The 17,200-nt window shown below is 67.0% G+C and carries 17 protein-coding genes and 1 tRNA gene; 2 read left to right on the top strand and 16 right to left on the bottom strand.

What is annotated here, in order from left to right:
* Positions 1 to 2 precede the first annotated feature (2 nt).
* The 11 genes from ACWPMZ_RS07330 to ACWPMZ_RS07280 form a co-directional block, all read right to left on the bottom strand.
* Positions 3 to 176 (bottom strand): hypothetical protein, encoded by a 174-nt coding sequence (locus ACWPMZ_RS07330; RefSeq protein WP_455704204.1) that lies wholly within the window; start codon positions 174 to 176, stop codon positions 3 to 5.
* Positions 173 to 940: an MBL fold metallo-hydrolase gene (locus ACWPMZ_RS07325; RefSeq protein WP_455703350.1), complete on the bottom strand. Its 768-nt coding sequence runs from the start codon at positions 938 to 940 to the stop codon at positions 173 to 175. The genes ACWPMZ_RS07330 and ACWPMZ_RS07325 overlap by 4 nt, the downstream gene beginning before the upstream one ends.
* Entirely contained in the window at positions 937 to 1,710 is a 774-nt protein-coding gene (locus ACWPMZ_RS07320) for a TatD family hydrolase (RefSeq protein ID WP_455703349.1), read from the bottom strand. The genes ACWPMZ_RS07325 and ACWPMZ_RS07320 overlap by 4 nt, the downstream gene beginning before the upstream one ends.
* Complete coding sequence (metG, locus tag ACWPMZ_RS07315; protein ID WP_455703348.1) at positions 1,710 to 3,272, bottom strand: methionine--tRNA ligase; 1,563 nt, start codon at positions 3,270 to 3,272, stop codon at positions 1,710 to 1,712. The genes ACWPMZ_RS07320 and metG overlap by 1 nt, the downstream gene beginning before the upstream one ends.
* On the bottom strand, positions 3,265 to 4,215 hold the full coding sequence (locus tag ACWPMZ_RS07310) for a DNA polymerase III subunit delta' (protein WP_455703347.1): 951 nt from the start codon (positions 4,213 to 4,215) through the stop codon (positions 3,265 to 3,267). The genes metG and ACWPMZ_RS07310 overlap by 8 nt, the downstream gene beginning before the upstream one ends.
* Positions 4,212 to 4,850 carry a dTMP kinase gene (gene tmk, locus ACWPMZ_RS07305; protein WP_455703346.1) on the bottom strand — a complete coding sequence of 213 codons (639 nt, stop codon included), beginning with the start codon at positions 4,848 to 4,850 and terminating at the stop codon, positions 4,212 to 4,214. The genes ACWPMZ_RS07310 and tmk overlap by 4 nt, the downstream gene beginning before the upstream one ends.
* On the bottom strand, positions 4,847 to 6,022 hold the full coding sequence (locus tag ACWPMZ_RS07300; RefSeq protein WP_455703345.1) for a serine hydrolase: 1,176 nt from the start codon (positions 6,020 to 6,022) through the stop codon (positions 4,847 to 4,849). The genes tmk and ACWPMZ_RS07300 overlap by 4 nt, the downstream gene beginning before the upstream one ends.
* A gap of 37 nt (positions 6,023 to 6,059) precedes the next feature.
* Complete coding sequence (locus ACWPMZ_RS07295; RefSeq protein WP_455703344.1) at positions 6,060 to 7,163, bottom strand: SPOR domain-containing protein; 1,104 nt, start codon at positions 7,161 to 7,163, stop codon at positions 6,060 to 6,062.
* Between the two features lie 121 nt (positions 7,164 to 7,284).
* Positions 7,285 to 8,304 (bottom strand): lytic murein transglycosylase, encoded by a 1,020-nt coding sequence (locus tag ACWPMZ_RS07290; RefSeq protein ID WP_455703343.1) that lies wholly within the window; start codon positions 8,302 to 8,304, stop codon positions 7,285 to 7,287.
* A 78-nt stretch (positions 8,305 to 8,382) separates the two neighbouring features.
* Complete coding sequence (locus ACWPMZ_RS07285) at positions 8,383 to 9,249, bottom strand: hypothetical protein (RefSeq protein WP_455703342.1); 867 nt, start codon at positions 9,247 to 9,249, stop codon at positions 8,383 to 8,385.
* A gap of 39 nt (positions 9,250 to 9,288) precedes the next feature.
* Complete coding sequence (locus tag ACWPMZ_RS07280; RefSeq protein WP_455703341.1) at positions 9,289 to 9,957, bottom strand: hypothetical protein; 669 nt, start codon at positions 9,955 to 9,957, stop codon at positions 9,289 to 9,291.
* A 100-nt stretch (positions 9,958 to 10,057) separates the two neighbouring features.
* Here ACWPMZ_RS07280 and ACWPMZ_RS07275 point away from each other — a divergent pair.
* Positions 10,058 to 10,147, top strand: a tRNA-Ser gene (locus ACWPMZ_RS07275).
* A gap of 18 nt (positions 10,148 to 10,165) precedes the next feature.
* Here the strand turns inward: ACWPMZ_RS07275 and lpdA are convergent.
* The 4 genes from lpdA to ACWPMZ_RS07255 form a co-directional block, all read right to left on the bottom strand.
* Complete coding sequence (gene lpdA, locus ACWPMZ_RS07270) at positions 10,166 to 11,575, bottom strand: dihydrolipoyl dehydrogenase (protein WP_455703340.1); 1,410 nt, start codon at positions 11,573 to 11,575, stop codon at positions 10,166 to 10,168.
* 11 nt (positions 11,576 to 11,586) lie between these two features.
* Positions 11,587 to 12,366 carry a dienelactone hydrolase family protein gene (locus ACWPMZ_RS07265; protein ID WP_455703339.1) on the bottom strand — a complete coding sequence of 260 codons (780 nt, stop codon included), beginning with the start codon at positions 12,364 to 12,366 and terminating at the stop codon, positions 11,587 to 11,589.
* Between the two features lie 198 nt (positions 12,367 to 12,564).
* Positions 12,565 to 12,936 (bottom strand): acyl-CoA thioesterase, encoded by a 372-nt coding sequence (locus ACWPMZ_RS07260; protein WP_455703338.1) that lies wholly within the window; start codon positions 12,934 to 12,936, stop codon positions 12,565 to 12,567.
* Positions 12,937 to 12,952: 16 nt separating this feature from the next.
* A complete protein-coding gene (locus ACWPMZ_RS07255; RefSeq protein ID WP_455703337.1) occupies positions 12,953 to 14,254 on the bottom strand; it encodes a pyruvate dehydrogenase complex dihydrolipoamide acetyltransferase in 1,302 nt (433 codons plus the stop codon).
* A gap of 128 nt (positions 14,255 to 14,382) precedes the next feature.
* Here ACWPMZ_RS07255 and ACWPMZ_RS07250 point away from each other — a divergent pair, with 128 nt between their 5' ends.
* Positions 14,383 to 14,835 carry a universal stress protein gene (locus ACWPMZ_RS07250; RefSeq protein ID WP_455703336.1) on the top strand — a complete coding sequence of 151 codons (453 nt, stop codon included), beginning with the start codon at positions 14,383 to 14,385 and terminating at the stop codon, positions 14,833 to 14,835.
* A 27-nt stretch (positions 14,836 to 14,862) separates the two neighbouring features.
* On the opposite strand, the gene rnr is transcribed toward ACWPMZ_RS07250, so the two are convergent.
* Entirely contained in the window at positions 14,863 to 17,148 is a 2,286-nt protein-coding gene (rnr, locus tag ACWPMZ_RS07245; protein WP_455703335.1) for a ribonuclease R, read from the bottom strand.
* Positions 17,149 to 17,200: the final 52 nt, after the last annotated feature.

Genomic DNA, 17,200 nt, shown 5'->3' with positions numbered 1-17,200 from the left:
CGTCATCCTCGCGCAACGGCTGCGAACACAACGGCGACCAGAAGGAATATGCTTGCCCAGATGAACCCCTGTACCATCATCGTCTTGCCCGACAGCCGGTGCGATCGGTAAGCCGACAACGCGAGCACGAGCCATCCGGTGAGCGCGATGATCGAAACCCATGACATCGTCGTCACAGGACGATCTCCATCCCGTCGTAACCCACAATGACATTGTCGGGCGTCTCCGCGGACAACTCGGCATAGTCCATGCTTTTGTCGAGATGCGTCAGCACGGTCGTCCGCGCCCCGGTCACCTTGCCGAACTCGATTGCGGTGGCCAGGCTTGCGTGGGTCGGATGCGGTTCGCGGCGCAGGCAGTCGGTTACCAAGACATCCAAGCCTGCAAACAGATCGACCATCTCGGGAGTAATCGCAGAGAAATCAGTCGCATATCCGATGGATTTGCCATCGCATTCGAAACGAAATCCGGTGCTGGTGATGGGTCCGTGCGGCATTTCACAGCTTGTCACGCCGAACCCGGCAACGATCTTTACGCGGTCGAGCGTCTCCAGTTGAACGATCGAAGGATAGCCGTAGCGTCCGGCAAAAACGTAGCTAAAGCGTTGCCGAAGGCGCCTGACCGTTTCGGTGGAGGCGTATCCCGGCAATGCTCCATCGCGTCCGAAGCGCATTGGCCTCAGATCATCGATCCCGTGGCAGTGATCGGCGTGATCGTGGGTCCAGACGACCGCGTCCACGCTTTCGATCCCGTTGGTGAGCAACTGCTGGCGCAGATCGGTCGACGTATCGACCAGGATGCGCGAGCCGGCGGAATTCTCCACGATGATCGAGACCCGCGTCCTGCGGTTCCTGGGTTCGGCGGGATCGCAGAGGCCCCAGTCATTCCCGATCCGCGGAACCCCGGTCGAGGTGCCCGAGCCGAGAACGAGCAGCTTCACGCCGTCTTCTCGAACAATCGGTGGAAGTTTTCGGTGGTCGTCTCGGCCAGTTCGGCGACCGTCTCTCCGCGCAGGTCGGCAACGAATTGAGCGGTGTCGCGAACGAAAGCCGGCTCGCAGGTCCTGCCGCGATGAGGGACCGGTGCGAGGAACGGGCTGTCGGTCTCGACAAGGAGCCTGTCAGCAGGAATCTCGCGGGCAAAGGCCTGCAGGTCTTTCGCGTTCTTGAAAGTCACAATTCCCGAAAGCGAAATCGACAGGCCAAGTTCCAGCACCCTGCGTCCGAACTCGGGAGACGCAGTGAAGCAGTGGATCAGCGCGGGGAAGGCCCCCTCGCCCAGCTCCTCCTCAAGAATCGACACGGTATCGCTCTCGGCATCGCGGGTGTGAATGATCACGGGCAGTCCGGTCTGCCGCGCGACGCGGCAATGGATGCGGAACAGGGTCTGTTGCACCTGACGGTCGGACTTGTCGTAGTAATAATCCAGACCGCTTTCGCCCAGGCCGACGACGCGCGGATGGTCGGATGCCTCGAGCAGGGCCCCTTCACCCAGGTCGGCGTGTTGGTCCGCCTCGTGCGGGTGGATGCCGATGCTGGCCCACACGTCGGGCTCGCGCTCGGCGGTGGCGACCACGCGGTCCCATTCGCTCTGCCGGGTCGAGATATTGAGGAACTGGCGCACCCCGGCCGCCCTGGCGCGTTCGAGCACGGCGTGCTGGTTCTCGACCAGGCCCTCGTATTCCAGGTGGCAATGGCTATCGACCAGCATCAGGCGGCGTCCTCTGCCGGCAGCTCGATGCGGGGGAACCGGCCTTCGGGCTTTTCGAGCTGGAAGCCACTCTCCGCCAGCGGCGAATACCAGTGTGACCAGATGCCTTCGACGGAGCGCAGATCGGGTGCGATTCCCATTGCCTCGAGCAGCCTGTTCATCGACCCCGGCATCACCGGCAGCGCGAGCACGGCGAGCTGGGCAATGGCAATATAAAGCGTCGCCAGGACGGTCTGCATGCGGTCGAAATCGGTCTTCTTCAGCGCCCAGGGCGCCTGCTCGTCGATGTAGGCATTGCAGGCAAAGACGGCGCTCATCCAGCTTTCCAGCGCCTGCGCGAATGCGAGACGATCGTAGGCTGCCGGCATCTCCACCTGCGTGACGCGGCTCAATAGTTCGAAAAGGGCGTTGTCGGCGTCGGTATGCGTATCGATCCCGGGCAGCCGGCCGTCGCAATTCTTGTACAGCAGCGAGAGGGTCCGCTGGGCAAGGTTGCCGAAGCTGTTGGCCAGCTCGGAATTATTCCGGTTGGCAATAGCTTGTGCCGAATAGCTGCCATCTTGCCCGAAGGTGAATTCGCGCAGCAGGAAGTAGCGGAGCGGATCCACTCCGAACCGGTCCGCCAGATCGTGCGGATCCGTCACGTTGCCGAGCGACTTGGATTCCTTCTGGCCGCGGTTGAGCAGGAATCCGTGGCCGAACACCTCTTTGGGAACGGCGATCCCCGCGCTCATCAGGAATGCGGGCCAGTAGACCGCATGGAAGCGTACGATGTCCTTGCCGATCAGGTGGACCGATGCCGGCCAGAACTTGCGGAAATCCTCGGTATCGTCGGGATAACCCAAGCCGGTCAAGTAGTTGGTCAACGCGTCGACCCAGACATACATCACATGGTCTTCGGAGCCGGGCACGCGCACGCCCCAGTCGAAGCTTGAGCGGCTGACCGACAGGTCGCGCAATCCGCCTTCGACGAAGCTGCGCACTTCGTTCAGGCGCGACGCGGGCCGGACGAATTCCGGATTGTCGCGGTAAAGCTGCAGGAGGGGCACTTCGTACTTCGACAGGCGGAAGAACCAGCTCTCCTCCACCGTCCACTCGACAGGGGTGCCCTGGGGCGAAAGCTTCTCTTCGCCCTCCCCGGCGACGAGCTCGCTCTCGTCGTAGTAGGCTTCGTCGCGGACCGAATACCAGCCTTCGTACCGATCCTGATAAAGGTCGCCGTTGGCCTCCATCGCCTGCCAAAGAGCCTGGCTCGCACGGTGATGCACGTCTTCCGTGGTGCGGAAATAGCGGTCGTAGGAGATGTCGAGCCGATCGAACAACTCGCGGAAGTGCCCCGACATCTCGTCCGCCAACTCGCGCGGCGTGATGCCCAGATCGCGCGCCTTCTGCGCCATCTTCAGGCCGTGCTCGTCGGTACCCGTCTGGAAGCGCACCTCGCGCCCCTGCATCCGCTGGAACCGCGCAGCCACGTCGGCCGCGATCGTCTCGTAAGCGTGGCCGATGTGCGGCTTTCCGTTCGGGTAATGGATAGCGGTCGTTATGTAATAAGGCTCAGCCATGCCCTTGGGCCCTAGGGCTGCCGAGCGTGGCGAGCAAGCTGCCGATTTCCATCACCAGCAGGCCCGGATCGAAATTGTAGGTCGGCGCCTGGGCGGCAAGGACGGTCAGCTCGTCATGAGCATCGGCGAGCGCGCTCACCCGGCCGAGCGGGGTGGAGCGCATCTCGTCCGCCAGGACCGATCGCGCCAGTTCTATGGCGGCAAGCTGGCGCTGCCGGTCCGGCCGGGCACCCATGGCGTCCGCCATCGCCCCGCGCAGCATGAAGTCGCCGTCCCCCTGGCGCACGAGGGTGCGCATCAGCCCATGCAGGTCGGCAAGTCCCAGTTCGACGAAATCGAGGGCCGCGCCGGGCGAACCGCCCGATGCGGCGATCGCCGCGGCACGCGTGGCGGCATCGGCCTTGGGAACCTCGCTGCGCAGGATCGCGTCGATCTCCTCGGCACCGACGAGCGGGAAACGCAGGATGCGGCAGCGCGAGCGGATCGTCGGCAACAGTCGGCCGAGACGGTGCGCCACGAGCAGGAAGAACGTGCCGGTGGGTGGTTCCTCCAGGCTCTTCAGCAGAGCGTTCGAAGCGTTCGATTCCATGTCGTCGGCAGGATCGACGATGATCGCTCGCTTCTCGCCTATCGTGGGCCGCGTGGTCAGCCGCTGCTGCATGCCGCGGATCTGATCGATCCTGATGTTGCGGGCCAGTTCGTAGGGCTTGCCGTCCGCGCGCTTGGCCGCCTCCTTATCGTCCTTCGGCAGGTGCGACAGGACGATGATGTCGGGGTGATCGCCGGTCGCAGGACCGCCGACGAGTTCGCGCGCGGCTGCGAGCGCGAAGGCGCCCTTCCCCACACCGCGGCGCCCGGAAAGCAGCCACGCATGGTGCATTCTGTCGCCCTCCAGCGCCGCGCGCCAGGCCCGCCAGGGCTCCTCGTGACCGGTCAGGTTCACGGTTGTTCACCGCACAAGGGTTCGACCGCCGACCAAATGGCTTTCCACGCGGTTTCCATGTCGCCCGAGCCGTCAACTCGGGCGAAGCGGCCCGGTTCACTTGCGGCGAAGGCATCGAACGCGCTCCTCACCCCCTGATGAAACGCTGCATCGCGGCCGCCGATACGGTCGCTCGCGTCACCGTCGCGCGCGGCCAGGCGGCGGGACGCTTCGTCCGGATCGACTTCGATCAGGACCGTCAGGTCGGGCAGCAGCCCGTTCGATCCGATCCGGTGCAGTGCCATGATGTCCTCATCGGCAAGACCGAGCCCCACACCCTGATAGGCGCGGCTCGAATCGATGTACCGGTCGCACACCACCCATGCCCCGCGGTCCAGCGCAGGGCGGATCAGGCGCGCGACGTGGTCCGACCGGGCGGCAGCGAACAGCAAAGCCTCCGCCGGCGCCTCCCATCCTGCGCCTTGCGGATCGAGCAGGAGCGCGCGAATGGCCTCTGCCCCCGGTGTTCCGCCGGGTTCGCGCGTGAGGACGACGTCCAGGCCGCGTGCAGCGAGGTTGTCGGCAAGGAGCCGCGCCTGAGTGGACTTGCCGGCCCCCTCCCCTCCTTCAAGCACGATAAAGCGACCGCGGCTCAACGGAAGAACCCCACAACACCGTTGCGCAATCGTTGTGCGCCATTTGCCTTTTCGACCGAGGCCGCCGCGACGAGCGGAACGTCGTGCGGCTCCTTCCCCGGCACGGCGACGCGCAGGGTGGCGACGACGTCCCCCGCCTTGAGCGGCGCCTCGACCGGGCCGCGATAACGCAGCGAGAGGTCGATCCCGGCGTCGCGGCCGCGCGAAAGGTTCACGAACACGGGCCTGTCCGTCTTGACGGGGACGGTGAGCGCAGCCCCTCCCTGGACATCGACCGTTGCCACCGTGGTATCGGCGAACAGCAGGCGGCGGCTCGAGAAATTGTCGAAACCCCAGCTCATCAGGTCACGCGCCGCCCGGTCGCGGATGCCTGCCGTGGGGGCGCCGGCGATTACCAGGGTCAGCCGCCGCCCGCCACGCTCGGCCGAGCCGACGAAGTTGTAGCCCGCCTGGCGCGTGTAACCGGTCTTGATACCGTCCGCTCCTTCGATGACGCCGATGATCGGGTCGTGGTTCGCCTGGACGATGTTGTGATAGGCGAGGCCCTTGTGCCCGAAATAGCGCTTGTAGAGGCTGGGAAAGCGCGTCGTCAGCGCCTCGGCAAGGATCGCCAAGTCGCGTGCGCTGGTCCAGGTCTTGCCTTCGTCCGGGTAACCGTTCGCCGTTCCGAAGTGACTGTCATTCATCCCGAGCCTGGCGGCGTTGGCGTTCATCAGCCCCAGCCATTGCTCATCGGAGCCTGCAGCGGCGCGGCCCAGAGCAACCGAGCCGTCGTTTGCCGAAACCGTCGTAACGCCCAGCAGCAGTTCGCCCACCGTGAGCCGATCGCCCGCTTCGAGGAACAGGGTCGAACCCTCACCGCCCCATTCGTCCTCCAGCGCCTGGTCGATCACCACCATGCGGTCGAGCGACAGCTTGCCGCTTTCGACCAGTTCGAAGGCGGTGAACACGGTCATGATCTTGGTTACCGAAGCCGGCAGGAAGCGCCGGTCGGCATCCCGCGAGAAAAGCGTTTGCCCGGAGGTCTGGTCGACCAGCAGGGCCACCGGGATTTCACGGTCGACCGGTTCCGCCGGGGCCGCCGTCGCATCGGCCGGTTGCCGTTGGGGCGCGGAGAGGGCGGCGCCGGCCAGCAGCGCCATGCCCAGGACCGTCGTGATCGCGTGTTTCAAGCCTGCTCCCACCGCCGGGCGGTGAGCGCCGGCACGATCAGCCGTTGGTGAAGATTCGAGCCTCGCTATAGCCCGCGGCGCGCACCTTTGCGAGGCTCGCCTCGGCTTGCCCACGGGAAGTGAACGGCCCCGTGCGCACCCGATAGAGCGAGCCGGTCTTGCTGACCTGGCCGCCGATGGTCCCGGCCAGGCTCTGCGCCCGCTGGAGCGAACTCAGTGCCGCGACCTGCACCACATATGCGCCGCTGGCGGCACTGGCGGCCCTCACGGCCGTCTGCTGTGGCGGGGTCTGAACAGTCGGCCGTGCGACAGGAGCGGCGGCGACCGGAGCAGCAACCGGGGCTGCACCACGGGCAACCGGGATGGTCGCGGGCTGTGCCGGAAGCGTGGCGACCACCGTCGGCGCGCGGTATGGCTGGGCTGGGCTGCCGAGCGGCGGCAGGCTCGGGCGCGGCAGGGCCGCGACGGCCGGGCGCTGAACCTGAGCCGGCGCAGCAGCTACCTGCGGCAGTTCGCGGCTGACGGTGCTGGGCGGGACGGCCACGCTGGGCACGGCTTTCGGAAGGGCCTGAGCCTGGGCCTGGGCTTGCACCGGGGCCGGCTTCTGCAGGCCGCCATCCGGCAGCTTGCGCTTGAGGACGGTCAGCAAGGTTTCCGGCGTATCCATTCGTGCTGCGGCCGACTGGCCGGAGCGCAGCTTCGCTCGGTCGAATTCCTGCGGATTGACGCGCCGCACCCGGACCGGAGTGCCGGCAGTTGCGGCAAGGACTTCCAGCGCCATCGGCGACAGGGCGACCAGGGATTCGCTCGTCATCGGCCCGCGGCGCTCGACGCGCGCCAGGATCGTGCGTCCGCTGTCCAGAGCGGTGATCTCGACGTAGCTCGGCACCGGGAGCGTGTGATGGGCCACCGTGACACCCGCACCGGTATCGGCGGCGATGTAGCCGACCTCGTCGTAATTGAGCTTGTCGGCCGGAGTGTAGAGCGTGGTCCCGATGCGGTACGGTTCCCCGACGGTGACGGGATAATCGCCTGCAGGCCCCACTCCGCCTCCGCCCTGCACCGACGGAGCAATGCTCGCGCTTGCGGGAAGGGGAGCGCCGGCCGCGCCCTGCGGCTGGCCCGCGACCGTGTAGGACACGTTCGATGCAACGCCTTTCGGGGCGGACTGAAGCCTGGCGGCGCCATCGCCGCCTTGGAAAATGCCACACCCCGACAGGGCGAGGGACGCGCTCAGGGCCAGCGCGAGGCGGCGGAAAGGTTCAACGGGCAATCTCATCTGCAAGCAACCCCACACTCATCGCGTAGTAGTTCGAGCAGTTATATTCGAGGATAACCCTATAATTCTGAGTTAAGAGATACCCGGGTGCTGCGGGACCGTCGGGTTCGAACAGCGCCGCGATCGCGTCGTCGGCGATGTAACCTTGCGGAATCACGCCCCGATCGCGCCACTCGCGCACGCTCATCCACTTGCTGTGGCGCACGTGGACGCGCGGGCAGACCGGCGACACGAGGCGGCTTTCGACTGCCCCGCGATCGACCGAATTGGGGACGAAGGCGCGCACGCCCCAGGGTTGGCCGCGGCGCCACCCGGCATCGCGAAAATAATTCGCGATCGAGGCCAACGTGTCGGCCTCGCTGTTCCAGATGTCGGCCTGTCCGTCGCCGTCGCCGTCCTGCGCCAGACGAAGGTAGACGCTGGGCAGGAACTGCGGGTTGCCGAACGCCCCGGCCCAGCTTCCGACGAGGCGCGAGCGCGGCACGCCGCGGTCGACCATCTTCATCGTGTCGATCAGTTCGCCCTCGAACAGATCGCGGCGGCGCCCTTCCCACGCGAGAGTGGCCAGCGCCTGCGGCAGGTCGAAGTTGCCCTTCACCGCGCCGTAGCTCGTTTCGTGCCCCCAGATCGCGAGGATCACGGGTTCGGGAACGCCGTACTCACGCTCGATCCGGGCTGCCAGCGGGGCGAGCCGGCTGTAGGCCCGGCGCCCGGCGTCGATCCGCGCCTGCGTGTTGTGGCTGCGGATATAGGGCGCGAGCGGCGGAAAGCCGCCGACGCTGCCGCCCGAGGAGATGTTGTCGCGGTCGAGCGCGATCACCCGCTGGTTCGGCTGCAACCCGCTCAGCACTTCGCGCACCGCCCGCTCGCTGACGCCCTGCCCGCGCGCCTTGGCGGCGACGAGCTGGAGATAGGAATCGAACGGCATGCTCTGGGCATTGCCGACCGATGCGGTGGCGAGAACGACGGTGGCAAAGGACAGGAGACGGGCAAGGATTCGCATCCGGCCACCTTTGCACGCTGCCGCCCTGCTGTGAATCCCTGACGGACCGAATGTCGCCAGGATGCCGCCCACGCGGGACTAGTCCTTGAAAGGCGGCCTCAATTCCGGGCGCTTGGCGATCATCTCGTCGAACGACCCGAAACCGCAGTTGTCCGTTCCCAGGCAGTTCGTCACCGTGTGGATGAAGCGGATCTTGCCATCCTCGATGCGGAACAGGTGGCTGTCCGGGCGCTGGCCGGGTCCCATCTTGAGCATGACGTCGACCGCTCCGATGGTCTCGTCGATGACGTATTGCCGCTCGACCATGTCGATGTTGTCCGGCACGCCGACGTTGCAGCTCTCGCCGCTGGTGTAGATGCTGCCTTCGAGGCGGTGGCACGGCGTCCCCCACGGGACCTGGACGGTCTTGTCCTTGAACAGGTCGAGATAGGCGTCGGCCGCCGCCTTCAGCTCGGCGCGGGTGTTGCGCCTGTCGGCCGGGATTTCCGGCCAGGCTTCGCGCCGGGCATATTCGTAGGTGTACTTGGCATCGAACAGCCAGTCGCCTTTGGTCGCGGTGACCACTTCGATGTTGTTGCCGTTGCCGCCGCGCGCGCCGAACTGGACGGCGAGCGTGTAAGGCTTGCTGCCCGAATGGCTGACCATCTCGAGGAACACCTTGCACTGCTCGGTGTCGAGCAGGGCGCGGCTGAAATCGATCGGCAAGGCGGTCGAGAACACGCCCTGCGACATCGTCGATAGCTTGCCGTTCTCGCGATAGACGACCCAGTTGCCCATCGGCAGGTAGAGCGGCAAGCCCTCCGTCTGGCCCTTGATGTACTTGTCGGCCATGTCCTGCAGCATGGCGCGCTCGCAGCTTCCGCCGGCGTTCTGCGCCGCCGCGGGCGTGGCGATGGCCGCGGTTGCGGCGGCGATGGCTCCCAAGGCCAATGTCTTCTTCAGCATTCGCGTACCCCTCTCCAAGCCGCGCGCCTGCGCTTGCGGCTACTCCCTTGCCGGGTTTTCCCGGTGATGTTTGACCGCGCCGTCTTCGATGCGGAACACGTGTGCCGTGGCGCGCCCTTCGGCAGAGCCGACGCGGGCGAACACGCCGACTGCGCCGCGCGCCTCGTCGACGATGTAGTCCCGGCCCACGGTGGGCGTAGCCTCGGCGTCGAGAACCGCATCGGCGGCAGCGATCAGATCCTTGCGGGCCGCGCGCGATGCCGCGGGAATCTCGGCCCAATCCTCGGCCTTGGCAGCCGCCATCACGGCATTCGCATCGCCGCTGCCGACCATGGTGCTGATCTGGTTCACGCCGAAGAACCCGTTGTTGACCACCGTCGCCAGGACATAGGGCTCGGGCGCCGTGATCACGCCTTCGACGTAGACCCTGCACTGCGCGGTATCGAGCAGCTTGGACGTCCAGGCGAACTCGCGCGCGGTGCCCAGCACACCCGTCGCGCTCGACGACATGACCAGATTCTCGCGGTAGTCGACCCATTCGCCCACCGGCAGGGCGAACATCGAGCCGTCGGCCTGCGCTTTGACGTAGCGGTCGGCGATGTCCTGCAGAGTCGCCCGGTCGCAACTGGCCTGCGCCATGGCGGACCCGCCCGACAGCACTGCCCATCCCGCGGCAGCCGCCAGCAACGCCTTGCGCACAACCTTCATCGAAATCTCTCCCTTGCGACCGGTTGACTATGTCTAATTTATCGCGCGCCACAAGTCACGGGTGACATGGGCCGATTTTGCCGATAGCCGACGCCGCAACGGACAGGTGGCCGAGTGGTTTAAGGCAGCGGTCTTGAAAACCGCCGTGGGTGCAAGTCCACCGTGGGTTCGAATCCCACCCTGTCCGCCACTCTGCCCCCGGATCGCGTCAGATGTGCAGCGCCCGGCCGTACGAGGCGAGGACGCTTTCGTGCATCGCCTCCGACATCGTCGGGTGCGGAAACACGCTCTGCATCAGTTCGGCTTCGGTGGTCTCGAGGGTCTTGCCCACGACATAGCCCTGGATCATCTCGGTCACCTCGGCGCCGACCATGTGTGCGCCCAGCAGTTCGCCGGTCTTCGCGTCGAACACGGTCTTCACGAAGCCCTCTGCCTCGCCCAGTGCGATCGCCTTACCGTTGCCGATGAACGGGAATGTGCCGGCCTTCACCTCGTAGCCCGCTTCCTTCGCCTTCGCCTCGGTCAGGCCCACGCTGGCGATCTGCGGGTGGCAGTACGTGCAGCCGGGGATGTTGCGCCGGTCCAGCGGATGCGGGTGCACGTCCTTGTTGCCCAGTTCCTTCCCGATGGCTTCGGCGGCGGTAACGCCCTCGTGGCTCGCCTTGTGCGCCAGCCACGGGCCGGGGGTGCAGTCGCCGATGGCCCACAGGCCCTTCGACTTCGTGCGGCCGTAGTCGTCGATCTGGATGAAGCCGCGATCCATCTCGACCAGCTTTTCGAGGCCCACGTTCTCGGTGTTGGGCACGATCCCGATGGCGACGATGCAGTGGCTGAACTCGCCGCTCGTGACCTTCCCGTCCTTGCCCTTGATCTTCGCGCTGACGCCGCTGCCGGTGACCTTCAGTTCCTCGACGCCGGCGCCGGTCAGGATCGTCATGCCCTGCTTGGTCAGGCTCTTTTCGAGGAAGGCCGAAACGTCGGCATCTTCCACCGGCACGATCCGGTCGAGCATCTCGACCACGGTAACTTCGGCGCCCATGTCGTTGTAGAAGCTGGCGAACTCGATGCCGATCGCACCCGATCCGATCACCAGCAGCTTTTTGGGCATTTCGGGCGGGGTCATGGCGTGGCGATAAGTCCACACGCGCTTGCCGTCGGTCGGGGCGAAGGGCAGGTCGCGCGCGCGGGCGCCGGTGGCGACGATGATGTGCTTGGCGGTGAGCTTCTGTTCGCCCTTCTCGCCCTTCACCGTCAGGCTGGTCGGGCCGGTCAGCGTGCCCTCCCCCATGTGCACCGCGATCTTGTTCTTCTTCATCAGGTGCGTGACGCCCTGGTTGAGCTGCTTGGCGACGCCGCGGCTGCGCTTGACCACCGCGTCCAGATCGGCGCTGATCGCCTGCGCGGCCAGGCCGTAGTCCTTGGCGTGCTGCATGTAGTGGAAAATCTCCGCCGAACGCAGCAGCGCCTTGGTCGGGATGCAGCCCCAGTTGAGGCAGATGCCGCCGAGGAGTTCGCGCTCCACGATGGCCGTCTTCAGCCCAAGCTGGGCCGCGCGGATCGCGGCGACATAGCCACCCGGGCCCGAGCCCAGAACGATGACGTCGTATTGGTCTGCCATGGTCTATCCTGTCATCTGCATTCGGCCGGGGCATTCGCCGCGGCAAGCTGGGTCTTGCGGAACGCCTCCACCTCGGCCTGCGCGGCGAGCGCCGCACCGTTGTTATAGCGGAACGTGCCGCCGTTGAAGGTCACCGGCTTGGCGAGCGACGGGATGTCGAACCCGTGGTGCGCCGAGGGGAAGTGGAAGACGCTCAGCTTCGACCGGTCCGCCGATTTCGCGACGAGCGCATCCAGCGCATCGCGCGTGGTGAGCTGGTCGAGATCGCCCTGCAGCACCAGCACCGGCACCTTGGGCGTATAGCGCGCCGCCTGCCCGGCGGTCATCGGATAATAGCCGATCGCGCCGATCAGCGTCTTGGGCGGATCGGCGGCCAGGCCGAGCGTGCCCGCCCCGCCCATCGAGAAACCCATGACCATCCCGGGACACTGCAGGTCGAGCCAGCCCTTCGCGCCCGCCACATTCAGCGCATCGGCGATGACGGTGGTTTCCATCCTGGCCGGGTTGCTCTGCGCGGCGCCGGGGATCAGTTTGGCCGCCTCCTGGTAATGGACCAGCAGCACGTCCCATCCGGCCGCGTTCCACTCGCGGGCGACGTTGAAGTAATGCTCGGTATCGCCGAACACGTCCATGCCGCCGCCGCCGGGCATCAGCACCAGCCATGGCCGCGCCTTCGCCTCGCCCTCGACCGGGCGGGCATAGTAATGCTGCTCGGTGCTCGCCGGGGCGGTCTGCGCCGCGACGCCCGATGCCATGCCGAGGGCCGAAGCGAGCAGGATCACACGTTTCATGCTCGATTCTCCCCGGCTACTGCGGGCCCTGCCTGCCCAGCGAAAGACTTGGACATGGACCGCATGTTACACGGTCCAGAGGCAAGAAAATTGGGCGCTGCGAGCCGCCTTCTTGCCGTGCATGCGAAAGAATTCCGGACGGTCCGCGTCATGCCGCCGGACTGCCACACCGGGCACCGTGTAGGAAAGCGCCTTGCCTCACCGCTCGATCGTCCGCGGCCGTTTTTCGGCATCCACCGCGACGAAGGTGAAGACCGCCTCGGTCACCTTCACCGCCTCTTCCTCGTGCCGGTGGCGGCGCCAGGCCTCGGTCGCGATCTTCATGCTGGTGCGGCCGATGGACTGGATTTCGTAGTAGACCGAGACCTCGTCGCCGACACTGACGGGTTCGTGGAACTGCATCCCGTCCATCGCCACGGTCACTGCCCGCCCCTTGGTGCGCCGCGCGGCCACGAGGCCGGCGGCGCTGTCCATCAGGCTCATCAGCCACCCGCCGAAGATGTCGCCATAGGCATTGGCGTCGGCCGGCATGGCCGTGACGCGGATCGCGGGATCGCGGTGTTCGGTCATGCCGCGCGCCGGCCGCTCAGGCGACCAGCCCCAGCGGCTTTTCGCACAGTTCCTTGAACACCTTCATCAGCGCAGCCCCGTCGGACCCGTCGATGGCGCGGTGGTCGAAGCTGCCGGTGGCGCTCATCACCGTGGCGACGCCGAGCGCATCGTCGACGATGTAGGGCCGCTTCTCGCCCGCGCCGATCGCCATGATCATCGCCTGCGGCGGGTTGATCACCGCCTCGAACTGCTTGATCCCGAACATGCCCATGTTGCTGAGCGAGGCGGTGCCGCCCTGGTATTCGCTCGGCTGCAGCTTGCCTTCCTTGGCGCGGCCGGCGAGGTCCTTCATCTCGGTGGAGATGGCGCTGATCGCCTTGCTGCCGGCGTCGACGACGATCGGGGTGATCAGCCCGCCCTCGATCGAGACCGCGACCGAGATGTCGGCCCGGCTGAACTTGAGCAGCGTGTCGCCGGCGAACTGCACGTTGCACGCCGGGACCGCCAGCAGCGACTTAGCCAGCGCCTTGATCAGCATGTCGTTGACCGACAGCTTCACCCCCTGGGCCGACAGCGCATCGTTGAGCTCGGCGCGCAGCTTGAGCAGCGCGTCGAGCCGGATGTCGACGGTGAGGTAGATGTGCGGGATCTGCTGCTTCGATTCGGTCAGGCGGCGGGCGATGGTCTTGCGCATTCCCGACAGCTTCTCGACCTCGTGCGGGATGCCGAAGTCCTGCGCTGCGGCGGGTGCAGTTGCCGGGGCGGACGCGCCGGCACTCGCGGCCGGGGCGGCTGCGGGGGCGGCGGCGGCGGGCTGCGCGCCCTCGACGTCGGCCTTGACGATGCGGCCGTTGGGGCCGGAGCCCTTGATCCCCGCAAGGTCGATGCCCTTGTCGGCCGCGATCCGCTTGGCGAGCGGGGAAGCGACGACGCGGTCGCCCGAAGGCGCGGGCGCGGCGTTGGCGGCGGAGGGAGCTGCGGTAGGTGACGGCGCAGGCGCAGCGGAAGCTGCCGGCGGCGGCGCCTCCTTGGCGGCAGGCGCTGGAGCGGGCGCGGCGGCCTCGGCGGCGGGCTTCACGCTGCCTGCATCCTCGCCCTCTTCGGCCAGCGTGGCGATCACGGTGCCGACCTTCACGCCCTCGGTCCCTTCGGCCACGGCGATGTCGGCGATCGTGCCTTCGTCGACCGCTTCGAACTCCATCGTCGCCTTGTCGGTCTCGATCTCCGCCATGACGTCGCCCGCGCGGACCTCGTCGCCCACCTTCACCAGCCAACGGGCGAGCGTGCCCTCTTCCATCGTGGGCGAAAGGGCGGGCATCTTGATGGCGATGGGCATGGGTCGGGCGCTGTTCCTGTCAGGCGGTCACTCTCGGCAAGACCTCTGGCGAATAACCGCGCGGCGGGCAAGGTTCTTGCGCAAGCCGCTGTTTCGGCGGATACGAGCCGCCGGGGAACGGGGAAAACATGCGGGTCTACCTGGCGATCATCGACGAGACCGAAGAGGCCAAACTGGCCCTGCGCTTCGCCGCGCGCCGCGCCGCCGACACCGGCGGCACGGTACACATCCTGGCCCTCGTGCCGCGCCAGCAGTTCAACGCGTTTGGCGGCGTCCAGGCGACGATCGAGGAGGAAGCGCGCGACCGGGCCGAGGTGCTGGCCAGCGGCGCCGCGGGCGAGCTCTTTTCCGAAAGCGGCAAGATGCCGCAGATCGCGGTGCGCGTGGGCGAAGGCGTCGGGGTGATCAACGAATACCTCGAGACCCACCCGGAAGTCGCCGCGCTGGTCCTGGGGGCGGCCGCCGAGGGCACGCCCGGCCCGCTGGTGACGCATTTCTCGGCCCATTCCGGATCGCTGCGCTGCCCGCTGTTCATCGTGCCCGGCGGCCTGGGCGAAGAGCGCATCGACGAACTGAGCTGAACCTTCGGGCGGATTGATCGCCGGGAGTTACTTCTTCTTGCCGCGGCCCTGGTGGCGGATGTTGCCCGGGCGACCCCTGCGCCCCTGGGCATGGCCCGCCCCGCCCTGCGGATGCTTGCTGCGGCCCTTCTTCGTCTCCGGCCGGGCGCCGCGGGGTTCGACCGGGGCGCCTTTTCCTTCGGGCAGTTCGAACTTGAGCGCGCCGGTCAGCGGATTGGCCTCCGCCAGGCGCAGCTTCAGGATCTGGCCGATCGCATACCGTTCGCCCGTCCGTTCGCCGATCAACGCCCGCGCGCCTTCGTCGTACCTGAAGTAGTCGTTGCCCAGCGTGGAGACCGGCACCAGTCCGTCCCCGCCGAAGCCCTGGATCGTGGCGAAGAAGCCGAAGCTCTGCACGCCGGTCACGCGGGTGTCGAAGACCTCGCCGACCTTGCCCGCCAGCCACGCGGCGACGTAGCGGTCGATCGTATCGCGCTCGGCTTCCATCGCGCGGCGCTCGGTCTGGCTGATCGCCTCGCTGACCTTGCCCAGGTCCGCACGGTCCTGTTCCGACAATCCGCTCGCCGCCGGCAGCTTGCCCTTCGGCTCCGGCTGCTCAAGGCCGAAGGCGTCGACCAGCGCGCGGTGGACCAGCAGGTCCGAATAACGCCGGATGGGCGAAGTGAAATGCGCATAGCTGCCCAGCGCCAGGCCGAAGTGCCCGGCGTTCTGCGGCCCGTAATAGGCCTGCGTCTGGCTGCGCAGCACCGCTTCCATCACCAGGGCCTTCTCGGCCGGGTCGGCCACGTCCTTGATCATGCGGTTGAACAGGCCCGGCGTGATGACCTGCCCCATCGCCAGGTTCTGACCGATCGACTTGAAGTAGTCCTTCAGCGCGATCAGCTTCTCGCGCGTCGGCGGTTCATGGACGCGATAGACGACCGGGCTGGTCTTGCTTTCCAGCGCCTTGGCCGCGGCCACGTTGGCGGCGATCATGAAATCCTCGACCACGCGGTGCGCGTCGAGCCGTTCGCGCACGGCAACCTCGGCGATCCTGCCTTCGGCATCGAGCACCACCCGCCTCTCCGGCAGGTCCAGGTCGAGCGGATCGCGGTCGACGCGCGCCGCGTTGAGCAGGCCCCAGGCCGCCCACAGGTTGCGCAGTTCCTTCTCCTCGCCCTCGCCGTCGAACCGCGCCTGCGCATCCTCGTAGGCGATCACTTCGGCGATGCGGACGATGGCGCGGGTGAAGCGGAACGAGCTGACCTTGCCGCTGGGATCGATCTGCATATGGCAGGCCATCGCCGCGCGATCCTCGCCCTCGCCCAGCGAGCACACGTCGGCCGACAGGATTTCGGGCAGCATCGGCACGACGCGGTCGGGGAAGTAGACCGAGTTGCCGCGCTTGCGCGCCTCGCGGTCGAGCGCCCCGCCGGGTCGCACGTAAAAACTGACGTCGGCGATCCCGACGACCGCGCGGAAACCGCCCTCGCCGTCGGGCTCGGCCCAGATCGCATCGTCGTGGTCGCGCGCGTCGGCCGGATCGATGGCCACGATCGGCAGGTGCCGCAGATCCTCGCGCCTATCCTGGCTGAGCGGCAGCCTGGCCGCCAGTTCCGCCTCGGCCAGCGCGGCTTCGGGGAAGACATGCGGGATGCCGTACTTGTGGATCGCGATCAGGCTGAAGCTGCGCGGCGCCAGCGGGTCGCCCAGCACCTCGACCACCTTGACGCCCGAATGCGCCCCGCGGCCGGTCGGTTCGGCCAGCACGAGATTGCCGACCTCGGCCTCGCCGATATCCTTGATCGGCCACGAACTGCGGATCCGCTTGTCCACGGGCGCCAGCCAGAAACCGCCGGCCTTGTCCTGTTCGACCACGCCGAGCATCGAATCGGTCGCCGCGGGAAGCTTTTTGATCGGATGCGCCAGGAAGCCGCGCCCGGCCTCCTCGGTCCGCGCAAGCACGCGGTCGCCCTTGCGCAGCGCGCCGCCCTTCTTGCTTTCCACGATGCGGACCCGCGGCGGGGGCACGGCGTCTTCCGGCTGCCAGCTGTCGGGGATGGCAATGGGCTCGCCGTCGTCGATCTCGACCACGCGCAGCACGGTCACCTTGGGCAGGCCGCCCATCCGGTGAAACGCGCTCTTCTTCCCGTCGATCAGGCCTTCTTCGGCCATGTCGCCCAGCAGCTTCTTGAGCGCGATCTTCTCCTGCCCCTTGAGGCCGAATTCGCGCGCGATCTCGCGCTTTCCGGCCGGACCTTCCGCTTCGCGGATGAATTCGAGGATCTGTTCGCGGCTCGGGAGACCCGGCACGCGCTTGAAGCGCTGCGGCATGGGGTGGATGTGGCGGTGCGGGACGCAAAGTGCAAGGCGCGGGCGCCACGGT

The sequence above is a fragment of the Tsuneonella sp. HG222 genome (assembly GCF_053819185.1).
Note: the sequence above shows the minus strand (reverse complement) of the source record. Positions and strands in the feature narration are given on the sequence as shown.

Excerpts from the sequence above, each read along its gene's own strand:
- ACWPMZ_RS07320 (WP_455703349.1), bottom strand. The coding sequence starts at position 1,710 with ATGCTGGTCGATAGCCATTGCCACCTGGAATACGAGGGCCTGGTCGAG.
- metG (WP_455703348.1), bottom strand. The coding sequence starts at position 3,272 with ATGGCTGAGCCTTATTACATAACGACCGCTATCCATTACCCGAACGGA.
- ACWPMZ_RS07290 (WP_455703343.1), bottom strand. The coding sequence starts at position 8,304 with ATGCGAATCCTTGCCCGTCTCCTGTCCTTTGCCACCGTCGTTCTCGCC.
- ACWPMZ_RS07285 (WP_455703342.1), bottom strand. The coding sequence starts at position 9,249 with ATGCTGAAGAAGACATTGGCCTTGGGAGCCATCGCCGCCGCAACCGCG.
- ACWPMZ_RS07280 (WP_455703341.1), bottom strand. The coding sequence starts at position 9,957 with ATGAAGGTTGTGCGCAAGGCGTTGCTGGCGGCTGCCGCGGGATGGGCA.
- lpdA (WP_455703340.1), bottom strand. The coding sequence starts at position 11,575 with ATGGCAGACCAATACGACGTCATCGTTCTGGGCTCGGGCCCGGGTGGC.
- ACWPMZ_RS07265 (WP_455703339.1), bottom strand. The coding sequence starts at position 12,366 with ATGAAACGTGTGATCCTGCTCGCTTCGGCCCTCGGCATGGCATCGGGC.
- ACWPMZ_RS07260 (WP_455703338.1), bottom strand. The coding sequence starts at position 12,936 with ATGACCGAACACCGCGATCCCGCGATCCGCGTCACGGCCATGCCGGCC.
- ACWPMZ_RS07255 (WP_455703337.1), bottom strand. The coding sequence starts at position 14,254 with ATGCCCATCGCCATCAAGATGCCCGCCCTTTCGCCCACGATGGAAGAG.
- ACWPMZ_RS07250 (WP_455703336.1), top strand. The coding sequence starts at position 14,383 with ATGCGGGTCTACCTGGCGATCATCGACGAGACCGAAGAGGCCAAACTG.
- rnr (WP_455703335.1), bottom strand. The coding sequence starts at position 17,148 with ATGCCGCAGCGCTTCAAGCGCGTGCCGGGTCTCCCGAGCCGCGAACAG.